We start from the raw sequence: 16,259 nt of genomic DNA, 5'->3' as shown, positions 1-16,259 counted from the left end.
GCATAAAAAAAACCACCTCGTAAGGTGGTTTGTAAAATCATTAAACGTTATTTAGACTCCATCATCGCAGCAAATGTATCTTCCGAAACGACACGCCTTGCTGTTACATAACGTTTTGCGTAATAAGAATCGTTAAGATTTGTAATCGTAACCCCTTTGCTTGTAGAAGAATGAGCAAATTTCCCATCCCCAATGTAAATGCCCGCATGAGAAACGCCTTTGCCGCTTGTGTTGAAGAACACAAGATCACCCTCGCGCAGTTCATCTTTATTAACCTCTGAGCCTGTGTCTGATTGCGATTGCGATGTTCTAGGCAGCTTTACAGCAAATTGATTAAAAATATGTAGAATAAAACCCGAGCAGTCAAACCCTTTGCTCGTTGTGCCTCCCCATTTATAAGGAGTTCCAACAACCTCGCTTATGGAATCCGTAAGCACTGACTTGTCCGACTTATCTGCAAGCACGCTTCCTCCTCCAGCAAGCAGCAGCAAGCAGGATAACAATAAAATAAAACCCTTCTTCAAAACAACTTCTCCCTTCGGTGCCTACGAGGTTAGCTTATGGGTTCGGTTGAAGATCCCTATGCTTAAAAAAATACATTAAGCAATTCACCCTGGGTGGTTCCCCCGTTTCCGATATACAGAACTCGGCATGTCAATAAACCTTATAGTATCGTTAAATTCGATTATTTTTACCATAATCCTGCAATTGGTTTATTAGAATACTTTCATTTTTCTTCATTATTATTATTTATTTAGCTATTCACTACATGATTTTTGTCAAGAGTGCTGATTTTTTTGTCATTAAAAAAGATGAATTTGCAATCACAATTTCAAAATATAACGGTTTAAACACAAAAAAAGAGTATCCGTATTTTCATACAGTTACTCTTTCTAGCTAAGCAAGTTTCGCCAAAATATCGACCTTCTGCCAAGAGCGTCTCCTCCATCTGTAGAGCATCAGTAAAGCTCTTATCCATTCATCGATTGAAAAGGCCAGCCATATTCCTTCCAACCCCATGTCGAACACGATCCCAAACACGTATGCCAGCGGCACACTAATCCCCCACATGGATACTAACCCGGCAGCAACTGGGAATTTCACATCTCCAGCCGCATTTAGACAACTGATAAGCACCATATTGCAAGCCCGAGCCGGCTCCAGCATAATCGATAACAACATGAGCTGCTTGCCTAACAATATAATTTCTGCATCATTAGTAAAGAGGCTGAGCAATAGACCTGAGAAGCTATAGATGCAAATACCAAGCGCAAGCGAAATGACGAACGCCAGCTTCAAACTTTGAATACTGGATCGATAAGCATCATCCTTCTGATGGGCTCCAATCAGATGTCCAACAATAATTTGCGTTCCTTGACCAATTGCCATTGAAAAAACAAAAACAAAAGAAGTTATGCTCTGCGAATAAATTTTTGTCGTTAACGCTGTCGTACCGATCAGCGTGACTAGATATGTGATTACAACCTGTGAAAGATTATAAGAAACATGCTCACCTGCCGAAGGAATACCAAGTTTAAATATAAGGCCAATATTTTTTCTTTGAAACTTAAATGGACTAATCAAGCCAACCTTATACTCCAAGCTTCGAATACATAAAATCAAATAAGCGATCATCCCTATGGCACGGGTTATCCACGTGGATGCTGCTACTCCTTCTACACCTAAATTAGGTAAGCCGAAGGGCTCCATCAGCACCAGATAGTTTAAAGTAATATGCAGCACATTTATACCCAAAGCGATGAGCATCATTTCTTTCACAATACCGCGGCATCGTAAAATAGTACCTAACGTCATGCTTATTGCTGTGATGAAGACGGAGCTGCCAACAATCGATAAATAGCTGACTCCTTCTGCCATCACATCCTCGGGCACTTTAAAAAGCGCTAAAAACACGTCGGCATAGACAATCAATCCTACGCTAGCTATTAAACCGAGCATAACATTCAAAGTAAGCGCCGTTCTCCCTATTCGATCAGCGCCATGCAAGTTGCCTGCGCCGAGCCATTTATTGAGAATAACGCTTGTACCGACTGTAACAAATCCAAACATCAAGCCCACTACAACTAAAATCTGATTAGCTATCCCAACCGCTGCCACTGCTCCATCAGAGTAGCTGCTTAGCATCATCGTATCGACCGTTCCAATCAGCATCCCAAATAAAGCTTCAATAAAGATAGGCCATGTTATCGATATGATGCTCTTTTGACGCGGATCAACCAGTTTACTCATTCAAATTCACATTCTTCCTGTTCATGTACTACCCTGCTGTTATCGTCAGACTACTGTTATCATGTATGAGAGTACACCCTATCCAACAAATAGGGGTTGAGAGAATGCGCCAAAACCGCCTTCCAAATAAACTGCCGCCCTTACGTAACCTTCATCACCACGACACTTGTAACTAACGCTATTGAAACGACCGGAAGTCTCGTATAATACATTTCCGTCTTTGCCGAACAAAGTTGCATATTTGTACATCCGGTCCAATCCTTCACTCGCAAGCAGCTTAAACTCGATCGTCCCATCGGCTGCATGAATCGACTCAAACCCATAGCCTGTGGAAACATAGAAGCTTCCGGATTTCATCGCTGCAGTAATACTCTCATTGGTGTTTTGCTCAGCAAGCACCATATTCCAAGTTCGTTTCTCTTGCCCATACACATGAAAATCGTCTCCGCCAAACCCCCATACTTTTCGCCCAGCTGAGAGCAGCGCATCCCATTTGTCGAACGCAATGTCGAACGCTGGATTTCCTTCGCCATTTACGATCTCGATTCCGGTATAGTCCCACATCGCGAGCATATCTTCAATCGGCCAATACTGCGAATAATAACGATTCGGATGAACGAGTACGCTCATTCCCCCTTGCTTCGTGCAAAGGTCAGAATACTGCTGATACCGTTCTACCGAAAACTCGTTGGAATAGCTGTCCATCATCGATCGCGGAGGGTTAATGAGAAGCATATGCCTTTGCGGACTGCTAACCTCCATCGCTTCGAATACGGTCTTGATTGAACGTTTCCCTTCATGAACGGTAATGAAATCGTGGTCGGAAATGCCGAGGAAATCGTATTGCCCATACATCCGGTAAACCGTCTCAAGCGTTTGAGAGCCGCAAGCACTATTTGTCGTATGATTATGGAAGCTCCCTTTCAGCCACATGCCCTCTTGTTTATCATAAGGATTTGAAATGATTATTTGTGTCATTCACTATGTTCCTCCGTTCCTGCCTTATTCTTTGACCGAACCGATCATAACGCCTTTGGCAAAATACTTCTGAATAAATGGATAAATCATAATAATCGGTGTGATGACGATAATAATCGTCGCCATTTTCAGCGAGTTTCCTGTCACCTGAATTTTGTCCAGCATTTCATATTGCGTCGAACCAGCCGCTTGCTCGAGCGTATTTCGAAGCGCATCTGCCCGGGTCAGCATTTCCTGCAGCAATGTCGATAAAGGACGCAGATTGCTCTCTCGAACATAGAAGGCACCTGTAAACCAATCATTCCAATGCCCCACTGCGTTAAATAACGCGATGACAGCCACAACCGGCCTGCTGAGCGGCATGATCACCTTCATGAAAATTGAAAAATCATTATATCCATCAATTCTTGCAGATTCTTCGAGGCTTGGACTGATCTCTTGGAAGAAAGTCCGCATGATTATTAAATTCCACGCACTATACAAGCCCGGAATGATATAAACCCAGATTGTATTCGTCAAATGCAAGTCTTTCAACAACAAATAGTATGGAATGATGCCGCCGCTAAACAACATGGTGAAAAAAATAAGCATGGTAAAAAACCGAACGCCTGGCATCGCTTTTCTCTTTAATGCGTAAGCTGCCATCGCCGTCAAAAAGACGCTCGCTAATGTCCCGACAATCGTTCGGAACATCGAAATGCCGAATGCACTTACAATATTGGAGGATGAGAAAACTTCCTTATAGTTTTCAATAGACCATAATCTCGGCCACAAATAGATGCCTCCTCTTTCCGCATCTTTGCCTGAATTAAACGACAAAGCAAAGATGTTCAGAAACGGAAGAATGATAGATAAACATAAAAGAATGATCAATACATAGATGGCAATCTGAATTAATTTTTCTCCTGTAGAAATCTTATAAAATGGTTTATCCACGTTATTTGCACTCCTTCAACATTTGCGAAGCAAAACAGCCTCGGAAGCATGTCCTTAGCGTTAGTGGTCCGTCTCATCGCAATACATTTCATGTACGAATGAAACAGACCACCAGCAGCTTTAATGAATGTTATAGTTCTACTTTTGTATTTGGATCGCTATCTTTTTTCTCAAGCAATGCTAAGTAATCATCCAAGCCTGCAGCCTTTAATTGTTCAGATGCTGACTCCAATATTTTCGTTACTTGATCCTGGCTTTTAGCATAATAAGCACGTTTGAGGCTCTCGTCATAATTATCAAGTGCAGCTTTTAATTCCGTTTCCTTCGCAAACTCGCCAAGGAAAGCCGTTGGAGCATACGTATCTGAGATTATTGCATTCGCTCTTTTTTTATCCCACTCCCAATACTCAGCAATCTTGAGCGGTCCCTCATTGATATTAGGTTTGGCAGCATTACCGTATTCCGTTTCACCAAAATCCGCTATACGATCAACGTCTGTATTGCCAAGAATTTCGCCCCAATAGTTGCCTACGCCCGCAAACCCAAGCGCTTTCGCGGCTTTCGAATCTTTATCTTTCAATTCCAATACTTCATTTTTCACAATCGGATTGCCCTTATCATCAAGTGTGTAGTCTCTTCCTTCAATTCCGTATTGCCAGAGCAGCTTGCCTTCGCGGCTCGCCAAGAAGTCAGCGAATTTGACGATATCTTCGGGATTTTTGGTTGAAGAAGGAATTGCCCAAGCGCCGCCAGCTGTTTTATAGCTCAGCTTCATTTGGTAAGGCTTGTCCGCTTCATTTAACGGACCAATCGGCAAGTAATGCATGTCCTTATTAAATTCAAGGTAGTTATGCATATCAGCAATGATCGCAAAGGAGCCGTTCAAAATACCTTCTGTTGCACGATTTTCTTCCATCGTATAAAACTCAGGATTCATTAGTTTTTCTTTCAGCAGCTTTTGAACAAACGCTACACGCTTGAGCGGGTACTCCGTTTGACTCTCGTGTACAATTTTACCTTCCTTATTCCGTACAAAGGTTTGGTTCACATTTACAGTCAAGTCACTATACAACGCTTTAACTTCTGTTCCACCCCAGTATCTTGGGCCAATAACGCTGGCAATGTCTTTTCCATTGTTGTCTTTGAAATTTCCAGCTTTAATTTTTTGTGCCGCCTCATACAACTTCTCGGAAGTTGTAATCGTTTTTGGATCGATATTAAGCGCTTCGGCAATATCCTTGCGAATAAATGGTCCGCCTAACATTTTCCGCGTTTCATAGCCTGTTTCTCTCGAAATATTCATGTGCATGAAGTAGGCAGAGCCGTTAAACTCTGGACGGAACATGACGCCGTTTTTTGTATCAAGCGGCAGATAGCCATCTTCTAGATACTTGCTGTATACTTTCGTATCCTTCATAAACGGAGTCAGATCTGTGAACATGCCTTCGCGAGCAGCTTTTAGTACAACCGGCATTTCTGGTCGACCGCTATGATTCAAATAAAATCCGATAAAGTCAGGCAAGTCACCCGAAGCTAGTCCAGCAATTAAGCCGTCGAGCGAACGATTGGCCGGCATTATATTAATTTGATAATCAATTCCCGTTTTCTCTTTAATTTGTTTTAATACTTCCGGGTTCATCTCTTCCGTATAATCGTCTGCCCCCATAAAGATTAATCCTTTAATTTTGCGATCGGCAATCCAAGTCGCAGGTTTATCTTTGTTATCTTTGACGCCTTCCTGCTTGTTCCCTGAATTTGTTGAATTTGTTTCTTTGGCCGCACAGCCTGTAATTAACAAGGAAGCTATAATCGGAACCGTCAACAGTCTTGCCCAATTTTTGTTCTTAAACATGATATCTCCATTCCTACCTTCTCTTTTTAATTTATATGGAAAAACGCGGTTAAGCGTCTCTCTTCAAGGAAAAATGCTTCTATCGAACAAATTACCAAACCGATGTGCCGGACACTTTTCGTGCGAAACGATTGGCAGTGACAACTAGAATCAAAGCGATAACACCTTGCATCATACCGACTGCCGTCGCATATCCGTATTGGCCTTGCTGCAAGCCCACGCGGATCACATACGTATCCAGAATATCTACCAGATCACTGTTTCCTGGCATCTTGAGCAAATATAGCTGGTCGAATCCCGCTGACAAAATGCTTCCAAGCGATAGAATAAACACGATGAGAATGGTCGAACGAATCGACGGAAGGGTGATATGCCATATTTCCGCCCATTTGCTTGCCCCGTCAATTTTGGCCGCTTCATACATGTCTTGATTAATTCCAGCGATAGCTGCCAAATAGATAATCGAATCCCAGCCGATTGTTTTCCATATGTGGCTGCCGAACATGATTTGATAAAAATATTTGGCCTCATTCATAAAGAAAGTGCTGCCGTCTCCCCCAAAATAGGTGATCGCTTCATTAAGCAAGCCAGTATCCGGCGCCAATGTTCTTTGTACTAAACCAATAATGATGACCCATGACATAAAATGCGGTAAATACGAAATACTCTGGGCGATATTTTTAAAAGCACGGTTTTTAATTTCATTGAACATTAGCGCAAGTAAAATCGGGAACGGCAAACCGAGAAATAGCTTCATTGAGCTGATGATGAGTGTGTTTTTGATCAGCGTCATACTTTGAACATCGTTGAAAAACTTTGCGAAATATTCGAAGCCGACCCACGGACTCTCAAGTATGGTTTGATTAAATTTGAATTCCTTAAACGCCAGGAGCAATCCGCCCATTGGGATATAGGAAAAAATAATGAAGGACGCTAGACAAGGCAGAAGCATGAAATACAAATAGCGGTATAACCATATTTTTTTCAATAAATATACAAAACGCTGTTTTTTTCGATTTCCAGCTGGAACTAAAGCCACTTTGGTTTGCAATGAGGGCTTCTCCCTTCGTTATCATTTTTGGGGTAAACCATACGATTAACCTGTTTCCAGCTTTAATTGTTTCAGCAGATTAACCTCGTTTGTCGTTATTTCGTCGACACCTAAATGAATCATCTCGATAAGAGATTCCCTATCATCAACGGTATAGACCCACACTGCCAAACCCAGCCTATGTGCGTATTCCACCAATTCGCTGCGGCAAGTCCGGTAATTTAGGTTTAAGCCGTAATAACCGCCCACATTTGCCCATTCGCAAACGATTCGCGCCCATCCGATATAGTCGAGCTCCTCTTGTTCAGTAAGTACATCCGGCGTGTTATAAAGAACCTTAATTCCCCGGTGGCGGTTCGTGATATCGTCCGAGCAACCCGTAATGAATACAAGCTCCTCCATTTCAAAATTCCTGATGCTCCTAATCGCAGGTTCAATTACCGCTTTTGTTTTGATATCCAAATTGAGCTTTATGCCGTATTCTCTTGCCAAGCCTAGAACTTCATCGAGTGTAGTAATGGTGTGGCTTTCGTAAACTTGGCTGAGCTTTACGCGGTTTTCCGGCCGATTCAATTGCTCCAATGTCAATTCGGCAAGCAGCGGGCTATGGTCATGCAGCAATATCACCTTACCGTCCTCTGTCACCCTAAGATCAACTTCTGCTACGTCTGCACGCATAGCTATGCTCTCCAGAAAGGAAGCCCTTGTGTTATCCGGTGCAGCACCGCTCCCTGTATGGGCGCAAATGAGCGGAAACGCTCGACAAGTCATAAACCATTCTCCTATTCTTCTAATTTCAAAATTTCTCTAATGAGTAATTAATGAAGCTCTTATTACTGTTGTTGTGATATTTATAGTGTAGTTAAAGATTGTTATCGTGGTATTTTCGTAATAATAAGGTATCATTAAGCCCGATGTTGTTGTTTGTTGTATGATTGTTCGATTTCAGGCCGAAAATCCAGCCGTTCCTATTATTTGAAGCTAATCATTTTCGCAAAATAAAAAAGAAGAACCGGAGCTGCGTCCGATTCTTCTCGCTTAATTCATTTGACTTGCGTTAATCCAAGTAATTCCTTTTATTTCCAGCTCTTGTGCCCATGCTTCAGGATGATCCTTCTCACATACGACAACATCAATCGCTTCTAGAGGTGCAATATGGCAAAATGCCTGTATACTAATCTTGCTGTGATCGGCTAACACGATCACTTCCTTCGCCTTCAATATAATCATTCTTGAAATGACGGAATCATTCATATCGTAATCGCTAATTCCTGTCTCGATTGAAATACCGCCTACGGAAACAAAAGCTCTGTCCACGTAAAAGTTTTTAAGTATTTCCTGTGATATATGACCGCTGACTGACTGCTGCTCTGGCGAGATTTCGCCTCCCAAAATAATGACTCGTCCGTTAAACAATCCTTGCGTTAATGATTCCGTTAGAAGATTCGCTACCGTTAAGGAGTTGGTAATAACCGTTATCCTTTTTTTGCCTCGCAGAGCTCTTGCCATTTCATGAATCGTTGTTCCGGTATCCATATAAATCGTGTTCCCGTCATTGATCAGATCTACCGCTCGCTGCCCAATCACCTGTTTAGCTTCAAGATTGAGAATTTGACGCTGCTGATAGGGCGGCTCGCCTTTCTCATATTGCACCTTTACAGCTCCGCCATATACACGTTTAAGTTTTCCTTCCTCCTCCAGCACAAACAGATCACGTCTAATCGTTTCAAGAGAAACCTGAAGCTGTTCTGCTAACGAAATGACCTGCACCTTCCCGAAGGTATCCAGCTGAACGAGAATATACTGCTTTCGATCTTCTGATAAAAGAGACATTCAAAGATCACTCCTTTTCTAGCCTTAAGCTATTATTCACAAAGGAAAACCGTTTTTTAAAATCAAATGAAATGGTAAACGAATCATATTTTCCTGTTAAATAGCGATAATCCGGATAGGTCAAAGCTTCGCTTTGCCCTAACATGTCCACCCAAGGTGAATAGGTATGAAAACAAATATGATTGTCGTTCTCGTTAAATTGAGCCAATCTCATCCAGCCGTTGCCGCCGCGGTAGCTGTCTTGATAATTGATTAGCAGCTGTATAACCTCGTGACCTGAATTATTTTGCCTAATTTGATGAAAATTGCCGTTATAATGCCCATTAGCTGTCATGAATACTTGATTATAGGGTGCAACCAGCTCATCCCATATGATTTTCCCGTTTTCCGATTCATGTGAAATTAAATTGTGACTATCACCCGTTGTATACAAAATATCATGCGAAACAAGAATAGTTGGCATATCGCTATGCTCTTCAAGCACGATTTTACACCATTCCAAGTCCTTTATAAGATGCTGCATATCTACCATTAACCATAAATAATGATAGCTTCCAGCCTGTACAATGCCAAATGAACTATATCTTGATGGTGAACTGCCCTTATAATAATCTTTGCTGAGAAAACGTTCTGGGCCAAAATAATTCAAATAAGTATCTTCCTCATTATAGTCATGATTTCCAGCTGTCATCAAATACGGAGTACGTGACTGATCCATAGCAGAGATTGCACTGGAAGAGCGTTCCCACTCCTCTAAGGCGTCACTATGATCAACAATATCACCTACATAGGCAGTCATTGCAATTTTACTGTTCAACTCATTATTCACAATCCAATCAACCTGTGCTTCAAACATTTCCGGATTTAAGTAGACCAGCTTCTGAGCATCTGGAATAAAAGCGAAATTGTAATTGGTTTCCTGCTGCAAAAGTGAAACATGCTCATTCGTGCCTTGAAGAACTTGCTCTGGACTAATGTTTTGCAACCAATCTGCTCTATCCAGAGGCTCATTAGCAATACGGATTTCTCGAATGGTTCCGGAAAATAATTGATCCAATTGACCGCCCCACTCCGAAGCTCCAATATTCCATCCTTTGCCTTCAACGCCAGAAACGCCGACAATTGATTTGGAAGGACTGCTGTAATCACAAATTCCGTTCACATACATGAGCGTTTGTTCCCTATCGTTCACAATGGCGATATGATGCCATTGTCCTGGATTCAAATAACGCGACCAGCTCGTTACCGAGGATAACCGATTCGTTGGATGACATATCCATTGGTATTCCTTGCAGTTCGAAACAGACAATGTCGCGAGCAGCTCATTTTCTCCCGAGTTGCCGATGTCAACGCCCCTGCCCTGTCTCGTAAGCACACCCATCCAGCTATGTTTATCCTCATGAAATGGCTCAGGCAATTGAACGATTGCTTCAATCGTGTATCCATGTTCTAATCGGTCAAAGTTAATGGGAGCATTCTCCACTGTTTGAAAATAACTACCGCTACCTTTATTGCATCGATCATTTTGAAATGTTAATCCCGCTTCGTCACGTCTTCCTGCCATCCATCCAAGCAGAACCTTATCAGGCTGCTCCAAAACATCCTGCGTCGTAATCATCTTAATATAATTCCCGCTGCCGCTTACATCGTTTAGGACCAAATTCCTATCCTCAATCGAACCAGACAATGTGTTCACGGAATCAAATATCCAATGAGTCAACACATTTACAGGCTGCTGCCGCTGCGGAATGTGCATGACACGTCCTTGCTCCATAGTGCTCATCCATCCTTCTCTACATTAAGATCGTCTGTTTGTCGTTCCTTGTCCATGAAATAGTCCCTTACTTCACCCCAGTTATGCACCCGAACATACCCGGTCTTATGAATATTGTGCGGAGCATCGTAAAGAATGCCTTGCCCTCGAAAGCGTTCAAGCTGCTTTACATTGTCATCAATCAAATAATCAGCGTGAATGACACTCTTATTTCCGCAAAACACAAAATTCATATTGTTTAGAAAACTAAAGTGCTCGAGTAACCACTCGTACTTGGCTTTAAATGATGCCGGAACCTCCATCGCTGCAGTCGTAATATAAATCTCATAAAATTGACTGAGCTCGCGTATGACTTCTTGGCTATGTTCAATAACTTTTAGTTCACGAAAAAAAACTTCATTGTCAAAACAACGGTCTATTTCTTTTTTTAGTTGAGGCCTCAATTGCGACAAGGTTGTTCCATGCAAATCCGTAATCAGCAGGTTATCGTTAAAATCCCTGTTGTACCATTCCAAATGTGCACCCGCAGTATCCGCCATTACCTCATCCATATCAATCGCTATCCGTTTCAATCCAATCACTCCTTGTTCAAAGCATTTAATTGTTCAACAAAACAAAACGAATCGGTAACAAACAGTCTACATACCACAATTATAGGCACGAATTGTTTTCACCATCTCAAATACATATTAACTTACTGTAAATCTAATGGCGTTGAAAGCAGCTAATTAAAACACAACTCGTTATATAAAAAAAGACCATCCCGAAGGATGGTCTTTAATCATAATCAACCTGTTAATCATTTTATAAAGCTTATGCATTGTTCTACTTTGCTTGAATGTAGCCTTCTGCTTTAAGAAGCTCGGCAATCAGCACAGCACCGCCCGCAGCTCCACGTATTGTATTATGAGATAGTCCTACAAATTTATAATCGTATACAGAGTCTTCACGCAATCTTCCGGCTGAAACGCCCATGCCCTGTTCAATATCACGATCTAGTCTCGTTTGCGGTCTGTTCTCTTCCTCGAAATACGTAATAAACTGTTTCGGTGCGCTTGGCAAACCAAGCTCCTGAGGACGACCTTTGAATTGCTGCCAACGATCGAGAATTTCTTCTTTCGAAGGTTTGTTTTCAAATGATACAAACACAGTTGCCAAATGTCCGTCCAATACGGGAACGCGGATACACTGTGTTGAAATTAAAGGTGCGTTCGCTTTTACGATTTCATTGTTTTCGATACTGCCCCAAATACGTAGAGGCTCCTGCTCGCTCTTTTCTTCCTCGCCGCCAATATATGGGATGACGTTGTCTAACATTTCAGGCCAATCGGTAAAGTTTTTGCCTGCTCCAGATATCGCCTGATACGTCGATGCAATGACAACTTGTGGTTTGAAATCAAGCAGTGCATGAAGTGCAGGTACATAGCTCTGGATGGAACAGTTGGGCTTAACAGCAATAAATCCAGTTTCTGTTCCAAGGCGCTTTCTTTGTGCTGCAATGACTTCCAAATGACCAGGATTAATCTCTGGAATGACCATTGGAATATCAGGCGTCCAGCGGTGAGCTGAATTGTTGGATACAACAGGCGTGCCTGTTTTTGCATAAGCTTCTTCCAACGCTTTGATTTCATCTTTTTTCATATCCACTGCACAAAAAACAAAATCGACCTGATTAGCAACTTCCTCTACTTTCGAAGCATCCAGAACGACAATATTTTTTACAGCTTCAGGAATAGGGCTGGTGAGCTTCCATCTGCCTAGTACCGACTGCTCATAAGTTTTACCTGCCGAGCTTGCGCTAGCTGCAATAGCTGTAACCTCAAACCAAGGATGCTGATCCAGCAGGTCAACAAAGCGCTGGCCCACCATGCCTGTTCCTCCAACAATACCTACTTTTAATTTTTGTGTCATTAGATATTCAATCCTTTCTATATATCTTAATCATTTTGTAACTAACGATTCGAATATTTAAATTGTTATACCTTATATACAATGTACGCTGAGCAATCTTTGCACCAATAAAAAAAATCCCACCCCCAAGACTATGGTAAGTCTTAGGGACGAGATTATTATGCTCGTGGTACCACCCCAGATTCGTCAATATGTCGCCATATCAACCTCTTCAAGTACGGCTATGCAAGCGCATGCTTATACTCTAGCTCTGTAACAGGAGCTCCTGTCACACCATCCCCATAACTCGGTTCCGATGTGCTGCTCTAAGTCTTTGTTCAATAAGGAACTCTTACTCCTTTTCAGCTAACGGAGCTCTCTGTGAAAGAATTCATTTATTTACTCATCTCTTCATCGCATTTGAATGTTGCGATTATATTATCAAAAATCTGTTCTAACGTAAACAATAATTTTTGAAAAGTAGAAAAAATTACACATTTGAGTAACTGTGCTCCGTTTAACACAAGTCCTCGAGATGCTGTTTTTTGCCCAAAATGGTGCAATGCTCTCTTCAAATAATCTTTCCATGAAGCTAGAACACTGTTATTTTTTGAGCAGTAAATAAACAAAATACGGGCCGCCGATCAATGAAACCATGATACCGGCAGGTATACCGTCAGGATCGACAATATTGCGGCCAATCGTGTCCGCCACCAACAGCAGTAATCCGCCGAGCAAAACAGCAACAGGAATGAACAGCTGATTGCGTGGGCCAACCAATGCTTTCGCAATATGCGGAGCCATCAATCCAACAAATGCGATTCCTCCCGTAACAGATACAGCTGATGCAGATGCGGCAACAGCGATTAAAATCAACACGAGACGTTCCCGTTCAAGCTTTAGACCGACACCAACCGCTGTTTCTTCGTTCAATGAAAGTAGATTGAGCCGATGTGACTTATACAAGGTGAACGGAATGAGTAAGCACAGCCACGGAAGCAAAGCCCAGATGAACGGCCAATCCGCCCCCCATATATTACCTGCAATCCATTTTGCGATAAAATCGACCTTCGAGCGTTCTGCTGAGGAAATAATGACGATCATTATCCCCGACAGCGCCATCGAGAAACCGACACCGACTAGTACCAGGCGAATGGGGTCAAGCCCGCGCGTTCGGCTGTACGAGAAAAAATAGATTAGAGCCGCTGTGAGCAATGCGCCAACGAAAGCGACTAACGGCAAAATATAAACGAATGTTCCTACATCGATCGGGACGTAGAGAAAAAATATCGCGATCGCCACGCCTGCTCCAGAATTGATGCCGATTATTCCAGGATCTGCGAGATCGTTGCGTGTGACGCTTTGCAATATTGAACCAGCCAGTGCAAGAGCCATACCCGACAGCAAGGTGATCAAAATCCGCGGCAAACGTACGGAGAACAAGACAAAATCCTCTTTGAAGGTGCCATGGCCAAGCAGCACAGGAAGCAGTCTGTCAAACGACAGCTTAGAGTACCCTACACCCATGCTGATGATAGCCGTAACAACAATCAGTACAAAACTGGCTAGCAGGATCAAGCGTTGTTTGCGTATGAGAGCTGTCAAAGTCATGAGAATGCTTTCCCTCCTTTACGCACAACAAATAAGAAGAAAGGCAAACCCAGCATAGCAACTATTGCTGCTACAGGCGTCTCATAAGGTGCGTTAATCGTCCGGCTCAGCATATCAGCAAGCAGCATGAAGATTGCTCCTGCAAAAGCGGAGAAGGTCATGACATGCCGATAATCGGTACCTACGAACCTGCGCACAATATGCGGAATCATCAAACCTACAAAGGCCATATTGCCAACAAGCGCAACCGAAGCGCCAGTAAGTACAATAACTAGAACGAACAAAATCGCTTTGATCATCATCAGCTTTTGTCCAAGCCCCATCGCTACCTCATCACTCAGACTCAGTATGCCTACTTGGTTCGAGAGAATCAAAGCTGCCGCAATGCCAATAAGAATGACCGGCGCAATGGCTTGAAGCTGCCACCAAGTTGTTCCGATCAATCCTCCAGCAGTCCACATCGTTACATCCTTGGAAATTTTGAAAAAGATGCTGACGCCATCTGAGATCGCGTACAAAAAAGCTGAAACGGCTGCTCCAGCAAGAATAATTCGCATCGGAGACAATCTTCCACGCCGAGTTGCGCCAAGAGCCATGACCAACGCTGCTCCAAGAGCAGCTCCGAGGAAACAAGCGATCATGATACCGAAATAATTTAGCCCCGGTATGAACACGAAAGCAAGTGCGAGCGCCATGTTGGCGCCGGAAGTAAGACCTAGCAAGCCTGGATCTGCAAGTGGATTGCGTGTGACCCCTTGCATGATAGCGCCGGATACGGCGAAAGCAGCTCCGATCAATATCGCTGCTATCGCACGAGGCAGCCGGATCTCGCGAAGGACGAGAATATTATCGTCCTTCACGTTGGTCGTGATAGCCAGCCACAGCTCTCGAAATGTCGTATCCGCTGCTCCGAATTTCATGGATAGAAAGAAGCTCAGAACAAGCATGAGTAAGCAGCCTATGAGCTTATATGAAATTAAAACAGATTGTCGTTTACTTTTCATTGGACTCTCTTCTTTACTTTATTTTCCTAAAAAACTTTGAATGAAAAATTCTAATTGATATTCCATGCTAAGCGGGTCATTAAAGTAGAACGCTTTGGCATCAGCTTCAAAAACGTGTTGGTTTTTGACAGCAGCAATATTTTTGTACGTCTCTGTGTCTTGGAACGTATTGTCTTCATCTGCATTTTTGCTGAAAATGACATAATCCCCACTGAAGTCCTTCAGAACTTCCGTTGAAACTGCGAAAAATCCTTCTGCTTTCGTCGCTTCTTTAACTTTCTCAGGCATGCCTAGCCCGAATTGTTGATAGAGGATTTCCGTTCCGCGGCCGAAATTGTCACCATAAACATAAAGCTGCTTATTGAAAGTTTCGATAACCGAAACTGTCGCATCCACACCAATTTTTGCTTTGATTTCTTCGCCAACTTTTTTCGTACGCGCGTTAAAATCATCGACCCAATTTTTAGCTTCCTGCTCTTTATTCAACAGCTTCCCAATTTCAATTTGTTGCGTTAAGAAATCTACTTTGCCGTAAGTATAAGTAACTGTAGGAGCAATTTGCTTAAGCTTGTCAATGTTTTTAATATCGGATAGTCCAATAATAAGATCTGGATTCAGCTCGATAATTTTCTCAAGACTTTCATCTGTAACTGCTTCTGTATTCGCTAGCTTTTCTTTAAAGTTTGGGTTATCCTTGGACATTTCATCCACGCCGACAAGCGGCACGCCTAACGCCATAACGTTACCAGTTAAGAACCTTGTAATTACAATGACGCGCTGTGGATTGGTCGGAACTTCCACAGGGCCATTTTCTGATTGATAAGTAAACGTGCCCGAATCTGAGGTTGTTGATGGTGACGCCTCATCTTTCGGTGCATCCGTGGATGATACTTCAGGCGTGCTGCTTGCATTATTGTTTTGATTGCCGCCGCAAGCGCTCAGAATAAGAACTAAAGATAGAACGAACGGAACAAAAAGCTTTTTCATAAGATGACTCTCTCCCTTTTCTTTTGCTATCATGTTTAGGTATTGAAAATAATTATCATTTTCATTACCATAACGTTATTATAGGGATGCATA

The 16,259-nt window shown here is 42.5% G+C and carries 14 protein-coding genes, 1 riboswitch and 1 other annotated feature; all 14 genes read right to left on the bottom strand.

The annotated features are described in order from the left end of the window. Nucleotides 1-47 precede the first annotated feature (47 nt). The 14 genes from BK120_RS01295 to BK120_RS01230 all read right to left on the bottom strand — a co-directional run bounded on the left by BK120_RS01295 (nucleotide 48) and on the right by BK120_RS01230 (nucleotide 16,166). Nucleotides 48-524, bottom strand: a complete 477-nt coding sequence (locus BK120_RS01295) for a C40 family peptidase (protein WP_076265658.1) — start codon at nucleotides 522-524, stop codon at nucleotides 48-50. Between the two features lie 3 nt (nucleotides 525-527). Further along, nucleotides 528-662: riboswitch (cyclic di-AMP (ydaO/yuaA leader) on the bottom strand. Between the two features lie 235 nt (nucleotides 663-897). Beyond that, nucleotides 898-2,250 carry an MATE family efflux transporter gene (locus BK120_RS01290; protein WP_076265657.1) on the bottom strand — a complete coding sequence of 451 codons (1,353 nt, stop codon included), beginning with the start codon at nucleotides 2,248-2,250 and terminating at the stop codon, nucleotides 898-900. A gap of 78 nt (nucleotides 2,251-2,328) precedes the next feature. After that, on the bottom strand, nucleotides 2,329-3,228 hold the full coding sequence (locus tag BK120_RS01285; protein WP_256710749.1) for a CehA/McbA family metallohydrolase domain-containing protein: 900 nt from the start codon (nucleotides 3,226-3,228) through the stop codon (nucleotides 2,329-2,331). 24 nt (nucleotides 3,229-3,252) lie between these two features. Further along, the gene (locus tag BK120_RS01280) at nucleotides 3,253-4,164 is read right to left on the bottom strand and encodes a carbohydrate ABC transporter permease (RefSeq protein WP_372238946.1); all 912 of its coding nucleotides are present in this window, start codon (nucleotides 4,162-4,164) and stop codon (nucleotides 3,253-3,255) included. 130 nt (nucleotides 4,165-4,294) lie between these two features. Next, entirely contained in the window at nucleotides 4,295-6,016 is a 1,722-nt protein-coding gene (locus BK120_RS01275; RefSeq protein ID WP_076265656.1) for an extracellular solute-binding protein, read from the bottom strand. A 91-nt stretch (nucleotides 6,017-6,107) separates the two neighbouring features. Beyond that, complete coding sequence (locus BK120_RS01270) at nucleotides 6,108-7,067, bottom strand: ABC transporter permease (RefSeq protein WP_372238945.1); 960 nt, start codon at nucleotides 7,065-7,067, stop codon at nucleotides 6,108-6,110. A 45-nt stretch (nucleotides 7,068-7,112) separates the two neighbouring features. Continuing rightward, the gene (locus BK120_RS01265; protein ID WP_076265655.1) at nucleotides 7,113-7,838 is read right to left on the bottom strand and encodes a glycerophosphodiester phosphodiesterase; all 726 of its coding nucleotides are present in this window, start codon (nucleotides 7,836-7,838) and stop codon (nucleotides 7,113-7,115) included. 267 nt (nucleotides 7,839-8,105) lie between these two features. Next, nucleotides 8,106-8,900, bottom strand: a complete 795-nt coding sequence (locus BK120_RS01260; protein ID WP_076265654.1) for a DeoR/GlpR family DNA-binding transcription regulator — start codon at nucleotides 8,898-8,900, stop codon at nucleotides 8,106-8,108. A gap of 7 nt (nucleotides 8,901-8,907) precedes the next feature. Beyond that, on the bottom strand, nucleotides 8,908-10,674 hold the full coding sequence (locus tag BK120_RS01255) for a LamG-like jellyroll fold domain-containing protein (protein WP_076265653.1): 1,767 nt from the start codon (nucleotides 10,672-10,674) through the stop codon (nucleotides 8,908-8,910). A 5-nt stretch (nucleotides 10,675-10,679) separates the two neighbouring features. Continuing rightward, nucleotides 10,680-11,246 (bottom strand): 5' nucleotidase, NT5C type, encoded by a 567-nt coding sequence (locus tag BK120_RS01250; RefSeq protein ID WP_083681473.1) that lies wholly within the window; start codon nucleotides 11,244-11,246, stop codon nucleotides 10,680-10,682. Nucleotides 11,247-11,499: 253 nt separating this feature from the next. Continuing rightward, entirely contained in the window at nucleotides 11,500-12,585 is a 1,086-nt protein-coding gene (gene asd, locus BK120_RS01245; protein WP_076265652.1) for an aspartate-semialdehyde dehydrogenase, read from the bottom strand. A gap of 142 nt (nucleotides 12,586-12,727) precedes the next feature. Next, nucleotides 12,728-12,988, bottom strand: a binding site (T-box leader). 179 nt (nucleotides 12,989-13,167) lie between these two features. Then, the gene (locus BK120_RS01240; RefSeq protein ID WP_076265651.1) at nucleotides 13,168-14,175 is read right to left on the bottom strand and encodes a FecCD family ABC transporter permease; all 1,008 of its coding nucleotides are present in this window, start codon (nucleotides 14,173-14,175) and stop codon (nucleotides 13,168-13,170) included. Further along, nucleotides 14,172-15,179 carry a FecCD family ABC transporter permease gene (locus BK120_RS01235; protein ID WP_076265650.1) on the bottom strand — a complete coding sequence of 336 codons (1,008 nt, stop codon included), beginning with the start codon at nucleotides 15,177-15,179 and terminating at the stop codon, nucleotides 14,172-14,174. The genes BK120_RS01240 and BK120_RS01235 overlap by 4 nt, the downstream gene beginning before the upstream one ends. An 18-nt stretch (nucleotides 15,180-15,197) precedes the next feature. Next, nucleotides 15,198-16,166, bottom strand: a complete 969-nt coding sequence (locus BK120_RS01230) for an iron-hydroxamate ABC transporter substrate-binding protein (RefSeq protein ID WP_076265649.1) — start codon at nucleotides 16,164-16,166, stop codon at nucleotides 15,198-15,200. Between the last annotated feature and the right edge of the window lie 93 nt (nucleotides 16,167-16,259).

This window comes from Paenibacillus sp. FSL A5-0031 (assembly GCF_001956295.1).
Taxonomy (GTDB): Bacteria; Bacillota; Bacilli; order Paenibacillales; family Paenibacillaceae; genus Pristimantibacillus.
The sequence above is the reverse complement of the archived record's forward strand: the minus strand, read 5'-3'. Positions and strand labels throughout refer to the sequence as shown.